Raw genomic sequence first — 15,073 nt, forward strand, 5'->3', positions numbered from 1 at the left:
CGCGGCATCCGCTCGGCTGTCGCACTCTGCCGCGCGGAGCGACCATTCGTGACAGGGGAGCCGAGGCCGTCTTCGCTCGCCCGTCGCGATCTGCCGCTCGGGGCGACCGATCGCGACAGGCGAGCAGGGAGTGAGTGGGTCATGAGAAGCGCATGCCGAGCCCAGCGTGGTCGGTGTCGGTCAGTGTGCCATCGGCGATGCGCACCGGCGACGGGTCGAGAAGGGCGCCGAGGGCTCCGTAACCAGCATCCTCCACGTCCTCGGCCATCGGGGCCGGAACGCCGGGAACCGCACGCAGGCACAGTGCGAGCTGGCCCGACAGTTCGGGAAGCAGGTGGGGGTGCACCGCGGCGCCGTACTCGGCCGCGATCGCCGCGATGCCGAGGAACGGCGTGATCCCGCCCACCCGCACGACATTGGGCTGCACGATCTGGGCGGCGCCGGTGCGCAGGAAGTCGTCGAAGCGGTAGACGTTGTGGAGGTTCTCGCCGACGGCGATGGGGATGCCGCTCGACGCGGCGAGGCGCTTCGCGAGTTCGCCGTGCCCGTACAGGTCGTCGGCGCGCAGCGGCTCTTCGATCCACGCGGGCGACACGTCGGCGAGCACCTCGAGCGAGCGCGTGGCGCGGTCGAGCTCCCACCGCTGGTTCGCGTCGATCATGAGCGCGCGATCGGGGCCGAGCACCTCCCGCACCGCGCGCATGCGGTCGAGGTCCTCGGCGACGTCGGGCTTGCCGACCTTCACCTTCACGGCGTCGAAGCCGGCGTCGACCCAGCGCCGCACCTGGGCGACCAGCTCGTCCTGCGTGTAGTGCAGGTTCACCCCCGAGCCGTAGGCCTGGACGCTGTCGCGCTGCGCGCCGAGGAATCCGGTGAGCGACGTGCCCGCGGCGCGGACGGCGGCGTCCCACAGGGCGAGGTTCAGGCCCGCCATCGCGATCGTCGTGACGCCGCCCCCGCCGGCCTCGTGGAGGTGCTGCCAGAGCGCCAGCGACTCCGATCCGGGGTCGGCCGGGCGGCCGATCGCGAACGCGGTGATGTCGTTCGCCAGCAGTGCGTGCACCGCCTCGGCCCCGATCTGCGGGGTCCACGAGAAGCCCCAGCCCTCGGCGCCGTCCGAGCGCACGACGTGCGTCGCGATCACGCCGACCGAGGTCACGTCCGCGGCCCAGGGCCGCGTGAGCGGCACCCGGACCAGCCGCGAGTCGAACGCGGCGATCGTCGGGGCGCCGTCGAACGCCGCCCCGGCGGGCACCGCCTTCGACGCCGCCGCACCACCGGCATCCGTCATCACAGCAGCGCTCGCCCCGCCTCGAGGATCTCGGCCAGACGCGCCTCCTGCGCCGGCGTCGGGTCGACGAGCGGCGCGCGCACCGAGCCGACCGGCAGTCCGCCGAGGCGCAGGCCGGCCTTGATGAGCGAGACGCCGAAGCCGGGGGTCTCGTCGCGCAGCTGCACGAGCGGCGAGTAGAAGCCGTCGAGCAGCTCGGCGCGGCGGCCCTCGTCGCCGTCGACATAGGCGCGGTAGTAGGCGTTCGCCACCTCGGGGATCATCGCGAACGCGGCCGACGAGTACAGCGGGATGCCGATGCCGCGGTACGCGCCCTGCGTGAGCTCCGCGGTGAGCAGGCCGTTGAAGAAGGCGAAGTCCTCGCGGCCCTCGGTCGCGACGGCGCGCACGATCTGCTGCGCCAGGCCCACGTCGCCGACGCCGTCCTTGAAGCCGACCACCTTCGAGTTGCCGGCGAGGCGCCGCACCGAGTCGACCGAGTACTGCGCGGTGCCGCGGTGATAGATGACGACGGGAAGATCGGATGCCGCGGCCACCGCCTCGACGTAGGCGACGAGTCCCGCCTGCGGACCGCCGACCAGGTACGGCGGCAGGACGAGCAGCGCGTCGGCGCCGGCGTCCGCCGCTGCCCGAGCGAGGGTGACGGCGTGGCCGAGCGGGCCGCCGGTGCCGGCCACGACCGGCACCCGGCCGGCGACGGTCTCGGTCGCGACCTGCACGACGCGGGTCGCCTCCTCGGTCGAGAGGGCGTGGAACTCACCGGTGCCGCACGCGGGGAACACGCCGCCGGGCGCGTGCGCGAGAGTCGTGTCGACGTGCTGCCGCAGCAGGTCTTCGTCGACGCGGCCCTCGGCGTCGAAGGGGGTGACGGGGAAGAAGAGGATGCCGTCGAAGTTCACGCCAGCACGTCCTTTCGGGCGAGGTCGGGGGAGGGGATCGCTGAGCCTGCGTCGGTCGCTGAGCCTGTGTCGGTCGCTGAGCCGGTCGAAGCGTCGCCGAGCTCGCCGCGCCACGTGTGGGCGGGACGCCAGCCGAGCACGCGGCGTGCCTTCGCGTTGGAGAACGCCGGGGCGGTGCCGGTCAATTCCGCCGCGAGCAGCTCGGTGCCCGGAACGAACTGCGGCAGCAGCTCGGCGAGCGGTCGGCGGGCGAGCGCGTCGTCGGCGCCGACGAAGAACACCTCGGCGTTGGGGATCTCGGGAAGGGCCAGCAGCAGCGTGTCGACGAACGTCGCGACATCGCGGGCGTCGACGTAGTTGAAGAGCGCGGGTGCCGAGAGGGCGGGGTCGGCGAGACGCTCGACGACGGTATGGCCCTGCTGGGTCGGTGCGCCGCGCCATTCCTCCGGAGCGATCACGTAGCAGGGGCGGAACGCCGCGAACCGGGTCGCGTCGCCGGTCTGCCGCGCGAGCATCGCGATGGTCTGCTCGGCCAGGTGCTTCGACAGTGCGTACGCGTTCCAGGGGCGGGGCGTCGACTCCTCATCGAGGGGAAGCCGCTCCGGCAGCCAGCCCGTCGGCGCGCCATAGCCGAGGACGGTCGGGCTCGACGCCGTCACGATCTTGGGGATGCCGGCAGCGACGCCCGCTGACAGCACGTTGAGCGCCAGTGCGGCGTTCGTGCGGAGGATGACGTCCTCGGGGGCGCTGAACGGCACCGCGATCGCGGCGAGGTGGATGAGCGCGTCGGCCCGGGAGTCGGAGATCGCGCGGGTTGCGGCATCCGCCTCCGTCAGGTCCACAGCGATCTGCTCGACGTCGATCAGCTCAGACGCGTCGGAGACCGCGCGGTCCAGCGATACGAGCTCGTGGCCCGCGGCGGCGAGCCCCGCGACGAGGCTGCGACCGAGGCGTCCGGCGCCGCCGGTGACGGCGATGCGCGTCATGCTCGTACGCCCGCGGCGTCGGCCCGGGCGTCGGCGGTGGCGGCGGCCGCGTTGGCGGCAGCGGACACGGCGGCCGCGTCGGCCGTGAGGAAGCGGATGCCGAGATCGGCGACCTGCACCGGCAGGCCGGTCTCGAGCGAGAGGTTGCCGGCGATGCCGACCGCGATGGAGCGGACGCCGTCGCGCCAGTCGGCGGGCCGCGCCAGCGGGTCGTCACCGGGGCCCTCGAACACGTCGGCGAGCAGGAGCGCGTCGCCGCCGCCGTGGCCGCCTTCGCCGTTGACGATCGGCACCTCGTAGGCGGCCTCCCAGTGGCGCTGCACGATGAGGCGCTCGCCCTCGGGACGCAGCGAGCCCGACGAGCCGGCGTCGACCGCCGACGGGTCGAGCACCGGGTGCAGGCCCTCGTCGGCGAGCACGGCCCCGCGCTCGACGACCTCGAGCTCGGCGCGGCCGAGCGTGCCGTTGACCGCGACGCGGTAGCCCTCCCACGGCGAGTGGGCGTTGAGCGAGTAGCTCAGCGTGGCGCCCGAGAGGTAGTCGACCACGAGCGCGAGGTTGTCCTCGATCGTGATCCCCTCGCCGAACACGTCGCGGTCGCGCACGTAGCCGTCGTGCTGCTCGGCGTCGAGGTACAGCGCCTTCAGGCGCTCGTCGGCGCGCAGGTCGAGTTCGAACGCGTCGGCGTCGTCGTGCGTGCCGCGGGCCGGACGGTTCTCGATGCCGCGCGCCGCCGCGTTGTCGGCGCCGTAGAAGCGCAGGGCGCCCGACGCGTACACGCGGCGGGGTGCGGACCGGATCCACCAGTTGACGAGGTCGAAATGGTGGCTCGCCTTGTGCACCAGGAGTCCGCCCGAGTGCTCCTTCTCGCGGTGCCAGCGGCGGAAGTAGTCCGCGCCGTGCTTGGTGTCGAGCACCCACGAGAAGTCGACCGAGGTCACCTCGCCGATGACGCCGTCCTGGATCACCTGGCGCAGCGCCGAGTTGCGCGGCGAGTAGCGGTAGTTGAAGGTGATGACGACCTCGCGGCCGGTGCGGTCGATCGCGTCCTCGATCGCCGCGGCGCTCGGCCCGTCGATGGTCAGCGGCTTCTCGACGACCACGTCGGCCCCGGCATCCAGCGACCGCACGATCAGCGGCGCGTGCAGGTCGTCGCGCGCGCAGATCACCACGCGGTCGACCTGCTCCTCGCGGATCATCGACTCCAGGTCGTCCGGACCGTAGACGGCCGGCGCCGGGAACCCGGCGGCGACCACGCGGTCGACGTAGTACTGCGCGCGGACCGGGTTCGGCTCGCAGATCGCCACGAGCGCGGCGTCGTCGGCGTAGCGCCCGATGATCGCGTCGACGTACATCTGGGCGCGGTGCCCGGCCCCCACGAGGGCGTACCGGCGGTGGCTCATCTCACTCCTTCAGGAAACGTTTTCTCAGGATAGCACGCGGTGCACGCGTCGGGCCGCGTGGCGTCAGTTCGCCGAAAGCCGGGCGCGCGGAGACAAGGCGTTTGCGCCGAGACACGCGGCGGCGTCCTCGGTCTCGTCGCAAATGACTTGGCTCGCGGGTTGTCGCCCGAACCGGCTGTGGTTCCAGGGAATGTGCCTGGGCCTGCCGTCCGAGGGTCAGCGGGCGGCGGGGCCGGTCGTGCCGCGGACGGTCACCTCGGGGAGGAGCGTGAGCGGCTCGCCCGGCTCCTCGCCCTCGAGCAGTCCCCGCATGCGCGCCCAGGCCTCGGCGCCGAGCTCCGCCGCCGGGACGGCCGCGGTCGTGAGCGGAGGCGTCGTGTACCGGGCGAACGGGATGTCGTCGAAGCCGACGATCGAGAGGTCGTCGGGGACGCGGCATCCCTTCGCCTGCACGGCACTCAGGAGTCCCATCGCCACGAGGTCGTTGAAGGCCAGCGCGGCGGTCGCGCCGGAGCCGAGCACCGCGTCGCCGGCGGCGGCGCCGGCCTCGAAGTCGACGCCGCACGGGATCTCGGTCACCGTGGTGTCGCCGTGCTCCGCGACGAACGCCGCGATCGCCTCGAGACGTGCGGCGTTCGCCACACTGCCCGGGGCGCCGGCGAGGAACACGACGCGCCGGTGCCCGAGCTCGTGGAGGTGGGCCAGCTCGGCCGCCAGCGCGGTGCGGTAGTCGGCGCGCACGAACGGAACCTCACCGGCGGCGCGGTTGATGAGCACCACCGGGCGCAGCCCGCCCACGAGGCGGTCGAGCTCGTCCTGTGGGAGGCGGGGCGCGCACAGGATCACGCCGTCCGTGCGGCGGCGGGTGGTGCCCGCGAGCACGCGCTCCTCCTCGACCGATTCCGCCGAGTCGGCGACGAGCACGTGGTAGTCGTCGGCGGCGGCCGCGCGGCTGAGCCCGCGAAGGATCGCCTGGAACGTGGGGTTGCCGAGGTCGGGCACGATGACGGCGACCGTCTGCGTGCGGCCGAGCACGAGGCTGCGGGCGAGCGGGCTCGCGGTGTAGTCGAGTGCAGCCGCGGCATCCTTCACCCGCTCGGCGAGGGCGGGATCCACGGTCGGATTGCCGTTTAGCGCGCGCGACACGGTCGAGAGCGAGACGCCCGCACGCGCGGCGACGTCGGCGATCGTGACGCGCGAGTCGCGGTCGGCGCGGGGCGGTCGAGGCATCCGTGTCTCCTTGCGTAGCGGCGCGCTCAGCCTAGCCGGAAACGTTTCCCCGCCCGGGAGCAGGCAGCCGCTCCGTCAGCCGCGAGGGGGAGTGCTGCCGCGGACGATGACCTCGAGCGGAAGCGCCGGCTCGGCGGCATCCCATTCCGGATCCGTGGCCGCGTGCAGCGCGCGATAGCCGAGTTCCTCCAACGGCACGCGCACGGTGGTGAGGCCGGGACGGATGTCGCGACCGGTGGCGATGTCGTCGAACCCGGCGACCGCGATGTCGGGGCCCACCTGGCGCCCGGCGTCGCGGACGGCCGACATGATGCCGATCGCCACGACATCGCTGATGCCGAAGATCAGCGTGCCGGCGGGCACGTCGCCCTCGAGCAGCTCGCTGGCCGTCGCGTACCCGGCGTCGCGGGTGAAGCCGCCGCGGCGGACCTCGCGCACCGTGCCGCCCGCCGAGCGGAAGCCCTCGGTGAAGCCCTCGACGCGGTCATCGGACGTGCGGATGCCCTCGGATGCCGCGACCACGATCGCATCGCGGTAGCCGATGCCCGCCAGCTCGGCGCCGAGCGCGGCCGCGCCGCCGCGGTTGTCCACGGCGACCGAGCGCGCCGCCCCGCCGCCCGGGCCGACCACCACGATGCGGCCGCCCATGTTCGAGAACGCATCGAGCTCGCCCTGGAGGCCGACCGCGTCGGGGCCTTCGACGCGCGAGGCGGCGAGGATGAGGCCGCGTGGGCGCTGCCCGCGCAGTGCGCGCACGAGTTTGACCTCGCGCTGCGGGTCGCGCTCGGTGATGGCGATCGTGACGACCAGGCCGGCTTCGTCGGCGCCGCGCGCGACGCCCGAGGCGAGCTGACCGAAGTAGGGGTCCGCGATGTCGGCGACCAGCAGTGCGACGATCGCGGCGGTGCCGCGCGCGGTTGCCTGGGCCGACAGGTTGGCCGTGTAGCCGAGCTTCTCGGCGGCGGCCTCGACGCGTTCGCGATAGCTCTCGGCCACCTTCCGCGTCGAGCCGTTGAGCACCCGCGACGCCGTGGCGAGCGAGACTCCGGCCTCGCGCGCGACATCGTGAAGGGTGGCGGCGCCTCGGGTAGGCGCGATCATGTCGCTCACAGGCGAGAGTCTAGAGCCTGTGTCCGGTTCGGGCGATAGATTGGGAAACGGTTTCCCTCCCTTCGCTCCCTCCGGGGATGCGTCCCGTGCCTTCTCGAAGGAGAGCCGTGCCCACCACCGCAGAGCCGCGCTTCGTGCCCGGTGCCCGCGTGCGCCTGGCCGAGGGCGTCGACCTCGATGCCCAGCGCACCGTGAGTGCGACGCTGAAGCGCCTCGACCTCGACCGTCTGCTGGCGCCGTTCCGCCGCGAGGCGGGCCTCCCGGCACGCGCCGAGACGTACGGCGGCTGGGAGGCCGACGGGCTCGACGGGCACACCGCCGGGCACGTGCTGTCGTCCGTGAGCACGCTCGCGGCGGCCGGAGATGCCGCCGCCGCCGCGATCGCGCAGACGCTCGTGCGCGGCATCCGTGAATGCCAGCTCGCACGCGGCACCGGCTACGTCGGTGGCGTGCCCGACGGCGAGGCGCTGTGGGACGAGCTGCGGGCGGGCCGGATCGACGCCGGCGCCTTCCACCTCAACGGCCGGTGGGTGCCCCTGTACAACCTCCACAAGATCCTCGCGGGGCTCGTCGACGCGGTGGAGCTCACCGACGATCCGGTCGCCCGCGAGACCCTGGCCGACCTCGGTGACTGGTGGCTGCGCACGACGGCCGAGCTCGACGAGGCGGCCTTCGAGCGCATCCTCGAGTGCGAGTTCGGCGGCATGACCGAGGCCTTCGCCCGTGCCGCGCTGGTGCTGGACGACGCCGCGTACCTGCGCTTGGCACGGCGCTTCGCTCGCCGCGGTCTGGTCGAGCCGCTCGCGGCGGGCCGCGACGAGCTCGATGGGCTGCACGCGAACACCCAGATCCCGGTCGCGGTCGGCTTCGCGACGATCGAGCGCGCCGCCCGCGCGCTCGCGCCCGAGCTGCTCCCCGAGATCGAGGCGCGCGAGGGCGCGGCCGCGCGCGTCTTCTTCGACCGCGTCGCCCGGCACCGCAGCGCCGCGACCGGCGGCGACAGCGTGCGCGAGCACTTCCCCTCCGACTTCGCGAGCATGTTCATCGCCCGCGAAGGCCCCGAGACCTGTAACACGCACAACATGGTCAAGCTCGCCGCCGAGCTGCACGCGCTCACCGACGACGATGCGTATCTGCTCTGGGCCGAGCGGGCGCGCGCCAACCACCTGCGCTCGGCGCAGCACCCCGTGCACGGCGGCCTGGTCTACTTCACCCCGCAGCGGCCGGCGCACTACCGGGTCTACTCGCCGGAGGCGGAGGGCTTCTGGTGCTGCATGGGCTCGGGGTTCGAGGCGCAGGCGCGACATGGCGCGCTCGTCTTCGCGGAGCACGCGGGTGAGGTGCGCATCAACGCCCTGGTGCCCTCGCACGCCGAGCTCGACGGTGCACGGCTCGCCGTGACGGTGGACGACCGGACCGATCCCGCGGTGATCGACGCCGCGATCGAGATTCGGGCGCCACGGCCGATGCGCCTGGCCGTGCTGATTCCGGACTGGGTCGACGGGCATGCGTCCGTCGGGGTGCAGACGGACGGTGAGACGGATGCCGCGCCCGTGGCCGCGGCGCCCGCCACCCGCGTGCGGGTGGACGTCAGCGAGGGTGTGTCGGTCGTCCGGCTGACGCTCCCGCGGCGCCTCCGCTTCGAGCGCCCCGCCGACGGCTCGGGGTGGGCATGGATCGTCGACGGCCCCGACGTGCTCGCCCAGCGCCTGCCCGATGACGCCGTCGCCTATCGCGGCAACGGCGCACGCATGGGCCACATCGCGGTCGGTCCGCTGCGGCCGCTCGCCGATACGCCCGTGCTCGAGCCCGACGCGCTCGAGCATGCGGTGCGCGAGGCGCCGGGCCGGCTGCGCGTGCCCACCGCCGACGGCGGCAGCGTCGATCTCGAGCCGTTCGCCGCCATCCACGACGCCCGCTACACGGTCTCGTGGCCGCTGGCCGCGGAGACGGATGCCGCAGCCGCCGCCGCCCGCCGCGCTGAGCTCGAACGCAGCGATGCCGCGTCGCTCGGGCTCGAGGCGCGCACGCGAGACGTCGTGGCCTTCGGCGAGCAGCAGCCCGAGTCGGACCACGGTCTCGCGGCCTCGGACGAGGAGATCGGCGCCCGCGGCGATGTGCGCTGGCGTCGCACGCGCGGCATCATCACGCTGACCCTCCGGGACTGGAGCGGCACGGCCGACGCGCTGCGCCTGGCCTGGCTCGGCGGCGACGAGCCGGCCCGCGTGCGCGTGCTCGTCGGCGACACGGTCGTGCTCGACGAGGCCGTGCCGGCCGGCGCCGGCGACACCGAGCGCGAGGTCGCCCTCGCCGCGGCCGCGGGCGCCGTCGAGCTGCCGGTGCGCATCGAGGCGGCGGGCTCGGTCACGCCGCGCCTGCGCGAGCTGCGCGCGCTCGCCGCCGCCTCCGACCGCTGAGCCGGCGCGCCTTCGGCCAGGAGGCGCCGGGTCTCGTTCGGGCGATCACGTGATCGCCGGTGCCGTCCGCGCCTCGTGCTCAGACGGGCGGCGGCGCCGTCGACGCGCGCACGATCAGGCGCGGGTCCACCTGGAGTTGGAGCGGCGGCTCGACGTCGCCGTTCTCGATCAGATCGAGGAGCAGTTCGACCGCGTGCACCCCCACGCGTCGGCGATCCGGTGCGACCGCGGTGATGGGCGGATCCGCGTGGGCCGACACGTCGTCGTCGTAGGCGACGATCGAGAGGCGGTCGGGCACCGTCAGTCCCCGCGCACGCGCGTTCTGAACGAGCCCGAACAGCGAGTTCTCGTCGCCGTGGCTGAACACGGCGGTCGCGCCGAGTCGCTCGACCGCATCCAGGACGACATCGGCGCTTCCCCGCTCCCACGTGGGACCGGCGCCGAGTTCGACCGGCCCCAGGATCGTGCTCTCCTCGTCGAAGCCGAGCCGTCCCATCGCGTCGCGCCAGCCCCGACGCACGAATTCCGCACTCTGTGAGGCGCCTCGGCTGACCATCACCAGGCGCCGGTGGCCCAGCTCGCGCAGGTGTCGCAGAGCGCTCACGACGCCGCGCTCGTGGGCGGACCGCACCGATGAGACCGTGCCGAGGCCGCCGCCCGGCGTCTCGCGCTCGACGAAGACGAGCGGTACCCCCACGCCTCCGACGAACTCGTCGAACTCCGGCATCTGGTTCACCTCCGACACGGTGGGCACCCAGAGAAGACCGTCCACGCCGGCGTCGGCGAGCTCTCGGACAAGTCGGTACTCGACCCCGAGGTCGTACTCCGAGATGACCAGCTTGATGTCGCCGATGCCCTCGAGCGCTTCGCCGACGCCTTCGACCACGTAGCGGTAGTAGTACGAGGTCGGCACGACGACGCCGATGGTCACCGACGACGTGCGGCTGGGAGCGCTCTGGCCGGTCGGCAGCATCGCGCCACCCCGCACCTTGTCGAGGACGTTCTCGGCGACCAGAGCATCGAGGTCCCGTCGCACCGTGACGTGCGACACGCCCAGGTCGGCCGTCAGGCGAGAGATGCTCACCGCGCCGTCCTGACGCGCGAGTTCCAGGATCCGCGCGCGACGTTCCGCTGCCAGCATGTGCGCCCCTCCTGTCGGTGCCGGACTCACACTAACGTTCTTCACGAGAAAGGACAGGATTCTCAGAATGAGTCAGAACTGCTCATGCGATGAAACCGAGGCTGGCTCGATCGATCCGATGCCGCGGCGGCTGACCCTGCGCGACGCGCCGGAGCTCCTCGAGGACCGCGTCGGCGAGGCGGTGCGTCTCGGCGTGCATCGCTCCCGCGATATGGGGACTCATGACGACTCCGGGAGTCGTGAAGAGCGGCGAATGCGACGGCAGCGGCTCGGGGTCGGTCACGTCGAGGATGGCGCGCAGCGTGCCGGTGCGGCAGCGCGCGATGAGCGCCTCGGTGTCCACGAGCGATCCGCGCGCCGTGTTGATGATCACACTGTGGGGGCGCAGCAGGGCCATGCGGCGGGCGTCGATGAGGTGGCGCGTCTCTGGCAGCTCCGGGGCGTGCAGCGTGACGATGTCGCTCTCTGCGAGCAGGTCGTCGAGAGAGGTCAGACGCGCCCCGGCGAGCGCGGCGCTGCGCTCGTCCTGGAGCGGGTCCGCGACCAGAACGCGCAGATCGAACGGTCGCAGCAGGTCGGCGACGCGCCGGCCCACCCGCGACAGCCCCACGATGCCGACGGTGCCGCCGAAGCCGAGCGCGGGAGGGATGTCGCGACGCCACGCTCCGGCGACGTCTCTGCTGCGCGCGTATCCCTCGATGTAGCTCGGCGCGCGCTTGGCCTCGAGCAGGATCATCGCGAGCGTGTACTCCGCGACCGGGACCGCGTTCGCGTCCGCGGCGCTGGTGACGAGGACCCCCGCTTCCCAGAAAGCGGGGCTGACGTGCCCCTTGACCGAACCGCCGGCGTGCAGCACGGCACGCAGCCGCGGCGCCATGCTCAGCAGCTCCGGCCCGAGGCGAGGGCCGCCCCATCCGGTGATCAGGATCTCGGCCTCGCGCAGGCGGGGGAGGGTCTGCGGCGCGGTGAGGTCGTCGACCCGCAGCGGATCGTCGATCGTGGCGGTGGCGCGCAGCGTCGACAGCCGCGGCGGATCGAACAGATCCGCGAAAGCGTCGGCCCCCATCGCGACGAGGGCGTGCGGGCGGGTGGACGTCATTGCCATGACCGCATCAGATCACAATCGCGATGAAATGCACAACTTAGAAACCAGATGGTTTAAATAATTTGAAAAAGGCTTGCGAGATGTGAACTTCATGCTCATACTGGCCAGGACGCACGACGCCGTGTGACCGGAACCTCCGATCCCACCGTCCGCGCGGAACCCGCGGCTGTGCCGCACAGCTCTCTCGGAGGAAACATGCACCAGCGAACACGTCGGCTCGTCGCCGCCCTCATCACCGTCCCGCTCCTCGCCGGCACCGCGGCGTGCAGCACCACCTCGGGCGAACCCGTATCGAGCGACGATGACGCCCCGGAGGACGTCACCATCACGATCATGGGCAAGCCCGCCGCCACCAACACCGCGGCAGTCGCGCTGTTCGAGAGCATGGTCGAGGACTTCGAGAAGGCGAACCCGCACATCACGATCGAGGCCTCGGATGTGCCGTGGGACGCCAAGACCTTCGCCACGCGGCTCGCGGGCGGGAGCGCGCCGACGCTCCTGCGCATTCCGCTCACCGAGCCTCCCGCGCTCATCGAGCGAGGACAGGTCGCCGACCTCGCGGACGTCGTGGCCGAGATCGAGGGGTTCGAGAACCTCAACCCCCGCATCATGCAATTCCTCGAGCGCGACGGCGCCGTCTACGGCATCCCCGAGAAGAGCTACGCGTTCGGACTGGTCTACAACCGTGACCTCTTCGAGCAGGCAGGGCTCGACCCCGACTCGCCTCCGACCACGTGGGAGGAGGTGCGCGAGTACGCGAAGCAGATCGCCGACGCGACGGGCAAGACCGGCTTCGGCGAGATCAGCACCAACAACTCCGGCGGCTGGCACCTGACGGGGTACACCTACAGCAACGGCGGGACGATGATCGAGCAGGGCTCGGACGGGTCGTGGTCGGCCGCCTTCGATGACGACGCGTCCCGTGACGTGATGGAGCTGTGGCAGCAGATGCGCTGGGAGGACGACTCCCTGGGCGACAACGTGCTCGGCAAGCAGGAGGACCTCGTCGCCGACTTCACCGCGGGGAACGTGGGCATGTGGGTCTCGGCTCCGCCGGACGTGTACCCGAACTACATCGCGCAGGGGGGAGACCCCGACGCGTTCGGAGCCGGCCCGATGCCGCAGGGGGGTGCAGACGCCACGCTCGCCGGCGCGACCGTCCTCATGGTGAGCGCGGACGCGACGCAGGCCGAGAAGGAGGCTGCGGTCAAGTGGATCGAGTACCGCGCGCTGCGGCCGAACTACGATCCGGAGTTCGCGGCGGCGACAGCCGAGGCCGCGGCCGCCGACGGTGTCCCCGTCGGGGTGCCCGTGCTGCCGATCTTCGACGAGGAGACGTACGCCGCCTACCGCGACGCGATCGAGCCGTTCGTCAACGTGCCGGTCGAGAACTTCGACCCGTACGTCGCGTCGCTCTCCTCGTTCGAGTACGTTCCCGAGCCCGTCGTGGCGTCACAGGAGATCTACGCCGCACTGGACCCGATCGTGCAGGCCGTGCTCACGGATGAGAACGCCGACATCGACGCCCTCCTCGCCGATGCCGGCGACCGAGTGAACACGATCCTGGCGCAGTACGCCGAATGACGATCGCTCCTGAGCGTCCGGGTGGCACGGTCCGGGACCGTGCCACCCGGCCCGGCGAGCCCGCCCGCCGTACCCGTCGCGGGCTGTCCGTGCGTCATCGGGCAGCGCTGGCCGGGCTGGTGTTCCTGCTGCCGGCGCTGCTCGTCTTCGCCTACTTCGCGTGGTGGCCGATCGCGCAGAGCCTGCTCCTCGCCTTCCAGAAGACGAACCTGGTGGAGCCTGCGGAATGGGTCGGCTGGCGCAACTTCGAGATCCTCTTCGCCGACCCGCTGCTGCCCACGGCGGCGTGGAACACGCTGTGGTTCACGCTGCTCTCCCTCGCGATCGGCCTGCCCGTTCCGCTGGTGTGCGCGGTGCTCATGTCGGAGCTGCGGCGGGGCGGAACTGCGGCGCGCGTACTCGCCTACCTTCCCGTCGTGATCCCGCCCGTGGTCGCCGTGCTGCTGTGGAAGGTGTTCTTCGCGCCCGGGGAGTCCGGCGTCGTCAACAGCGTGCTCGGCATCTTCGGGCTCGGACCGCTTCCGTGGCTGCAATCGCCGGAACTCGCCATGCCGAGCCTCGTCATCGTCGCCACATGGTCGGGGGCGGGCACCGCGATCCTCATCTATCTGGCCGCGCTGACCGGGGTGAGCACCGAGCTCTACGAGGCAGCGGAGCTCGACGGCGCGTCCGTCTGGCGGCGCGTGTGGCACATCACACTCCCGCAGATGCGAGGCGTGATCCTCATCCTGCTCCTGCTGCAGATCATCGGAGCGATCCAGGTCTTCACCGAGCCGTACGTCATGACCGACGGCGGCCCCGCCAACGCGACGGTGACGGTGATGCTGATGGTGTACCGCTACGCATTCCTTTTCGGGAACTACGGTGTCGCGACCGCGCTCAGCGTGCTCCTGGCAATCGTCCTCGTCATCGTCTCCGCCATCTACCTGCGACTCACTCGAACCTGGAGCACCCGATGAGCGCGCTCGCTCGCACCACCAGCCGTCCTCGCCGGCGGACCGAGGCGGCGGCCGGCCGCGGCATCCTCTCTCCCTTCGACTGGCACCGACCGCGTACAGCCACGGGGTGGCGGCTCATGCACCTGGTGCTGTTCGCCGGGCTCGTCGGCTTCGGTGCCATCCCGCTGGTGTGGATGCTGCGCGCCTCGATCTCGGAGCCCATCGATCTGGTGAACCGGCCGCTGAGCCTCATCCCTCAGCCGGCGGTGTGGGAGAACATCAGCACCGCCTGGTCGGTGCTCGACATCGGGCACTACCTCGCCAACACCGTGATCCTCGTGCTCGGGTCATGGGTGGTCCAACTGCTGGTGTCGGCGACGGCGGGGTTCGCGCTCTCGGTGATCCGCCCGTGGTACGGCCGTTACGTCTACGGTGCGTTCCTGCTCACGCTCTTCGTGCCGGGCACGGTCACGCTCATCGCCCTGTACCTCACGGTTCTGGACCTGCCGCTGCTGGGATTCGGGATCGCCGACACACCCTGGGCGGTGTGGCTACCCGCCGGCGCGAACGCCTTCACGATCCTCCTCGTGAAGCAGTTCTTCGATGAGATCCCGCGCGAGCTCTTCGAAGCGGCGCAGGTGGATGGTGCGGGGTGGTTCACGATCTTCTGGCGGATCGTGCTGCCCATGTCGAAGCCGATCCTCGCGGTCGTGTCGCTGCTGTCCATCATGACCGCGTGGAAGGAGTTCCTCTGGCCGCTGATCGTGCTGACCGACCCGGAGTCGCAGCCGCTTGCGGTCGCGCTGCCGCGCCTGGCTCAGGCGACCAACCCCGCCTACCTCATCTCGGGCCTGCTGATCGCCAGCATCCCGCCGATCCTCCTCTTCCTGGTCTTCCAGCGCTCCATCGTGCGAGGCATCGGCTTCACCGGCCTCAAGGGCTGAGCCGCTTCCACGCACCCGATACCCG

General features: G+C 72.0%; 12 protein-coding genes. 4 read left to right on the plus strand and 8 right to left on the minus strand.

Annotated features, from left to right (window positions below; translation table 11 throughout):
* Window positions 1-139: 139 nt before the first annotated feature.
* The 6 genes from IM770_RS04350 to IM770_RS04375 all read right to left on the minus strand — a co-directional run bounded on the left by IM770_RS04350 (window position 140) and on the right by IM770_RS04375 (window position 6,910).
* The gene (locus IM770_RS04350; RefSeq protein WP_203579919.1) at window positions 140-1,291 is read right to left on the minus strand and encodes a mandelate racemase/muconate lactonizing enzyme family protein; all 1,152 of its coding nucleotides are present in this window, start codon (window positions 1,289-1,291) and stop codon (window positions 140-142) included.
* Window positions 1,291-2,190 carry a 5-dehydro-4-deoxyglucarate dehydratase gene (locus tag IM770_RS04355; RefSeq protein ID WP_203579920.1) on the minus strand — a complete coding sequence of 300 codons (900 nt, stop codon included), beginning with the start codon at window positions 2,188-2,190 and terminating at the stop codon, window positions 1,291-1,293. Before IM770_RS04355 ends, IM770_RS04350 begins: the two co-directional genes overlap by 1 nt.
* The gene (locus IM770_RS04360) at window positions 2,187-3,176 is read right to left on the minus strand and encodes an NAD-dependent epimerase/dehydratase family protein (protein ID WP_203579921.1); all 990 of its coding nucleotides are present in this window, start codon (window positions 3,174-3,176) and stop codon (window positions 2,187-2,189) included. The genes IM770_RS04355 and IM770_RS04360 overlap by 4 nt, the downstream gene beginning before the upstream one ends.
* Window positions 3,173-4,579 carry a Gfo/Idh/MocA family oxidoreductase gene (locus IM770_RS04365; protein ID WP_203579922.1) on the minus strand — a complete coding sequence of 469 codons (1,407 nt, stop codon included), beginning with the start codon at window positions 4,577-4,579 and terminating at the stop codon, window positions 3,173-3,175. The genes IM770_RS04360 and IM770_RS04365 overlap by 4 nt, the downstream gene beginning before the upstream one ends.
* A gap of 216 nt (window positions 4,580-4,795) precedes the next feature.
* The gene (locus IM770_RS04370) at window positions 4,796-5,809 is read right to left on the minus strand and encodes a LacI family DNA-binding transcriptional regulator (protein ID WP_203579923.1); all 1,014 of its coding nucleotides are present in this window, start codon (window positions 5,807-5,809) and stop codon (window positions 4,796-4,798) included.
* 75 nt (window positions 5,810-5,884) lie between these two features.
* Window positions 5,885-6,910, minus strand: a complete 1,026-nt coding sequence (locus IM770_RS04375) for a LacI family DNA-binding transcriptional regulator (protein ID WP_239065811.1) — start codon at window positions 6,908-6,910, stop codon at window positions 5,885-5,887.
* Between the two features lie 116 nt (window positions 6,911-7,026).
* Here IM770_RS04375 and IM770_RS04380 point away from each other — a divergent pair, with 116 nt between their 5' ends.
* Complete coding sequence (locus tag IM770_RS04380; protein ID WP_203579925.1) at window positions 7,027-9,336, plus strand: beta-L-arabinofuranosidase domain-containing protein; 2,310 nt, start codon at window positions 7,027-7,029, stop codon at window positions 9,334-9,336.
* 79 nt (window positions 9,337-9,415) lie between these two features.
* Here IM770_RS04380 and IM770_RS04385 read toward each other — a convergent pair whose 3' ends face one another.
* Both IM770_RS04385 and IM770_RS04390 read right to left on the minus strand, forming a co-directional pair.
* Complete coding sequence (locus tag IM770_RS04385; RefSeq protein ID WP_203579926.1) at window positions 9,416-10,477, minus strand: LacI family DNA-binding transcriptional regulator; 1,062 nt, start codon at window positions 10,475-10,477, stop codon at window positions 9,416-9,418.
* Window positions 10,478-10,559: 82 nt separating this feature from the next.
* Window positions 10,560-11,582 carry a hydroxyacid dehydrogenase gene (locus tag IM770_RS04390; protein WP_239065787.1) on the minus strand — a complete coding sequence of 341 codons (1,023 nt, stop codon included), beginning with the start codon at window positions 11,580-11,582 and terminating at the stop codon, window positions 10,560-10,562.
* Between the two features lie 195 nt (window positions 11,583-11,777).
* Here IM770_RS04390 and IM770_RS04395 point away from each other — a divergent pair, with 195 nt between their 5' ends.
* From IM770_RS04395 to IM770_RS04405, 3 genes are read left to right on the plus strand one after another with little or no spacing between them, the layout of a single operon-like run.
* Entirely contained in the window at window positions 11,778-13,166 is a 1,389-nt protein-coding gene (locus IM770_RS04395; RefSeq protein WP_203579927.1) for an ABC transporter substrate-binding protein, read from the plus strand.
* Entirely contained in the window at window positions 13,163-14,125 is a 963-nt protein-coding gene (locus IM770_RS04400) for a carbohydrate ABC transporter permease (RefSeq protein WP_203579928.1), read from the plus strand. The genes IM770_RS04395 and IM770_RS04400 overlap by 4 nt, the downstream gene beginning before the upstream one ends.
* Entirely contained in the window at window positions 14,122-15,048 is a 927-nt protein-coding gene (locus IM770_RS04405) for a carbohydrate ABC transporter permease (protein ID WP_203579929.1), read from the plus strand. Before IM770_RS04400 ends, IM770_RS04405 begins: the two co-directional genes overlap by 4 nt.
* Window positions 15,049-15,073 lie beyond the last annotated feature (25 nt).

The organism is Microbacterium hibisci (assembly GCF_015278255.1).
Lineage (GTDB): Bacteria > Actinomycetota > Actinomycetes > Actinomycetales > Microbacteriaceae > Microbacterium > Microbacterium hibisci.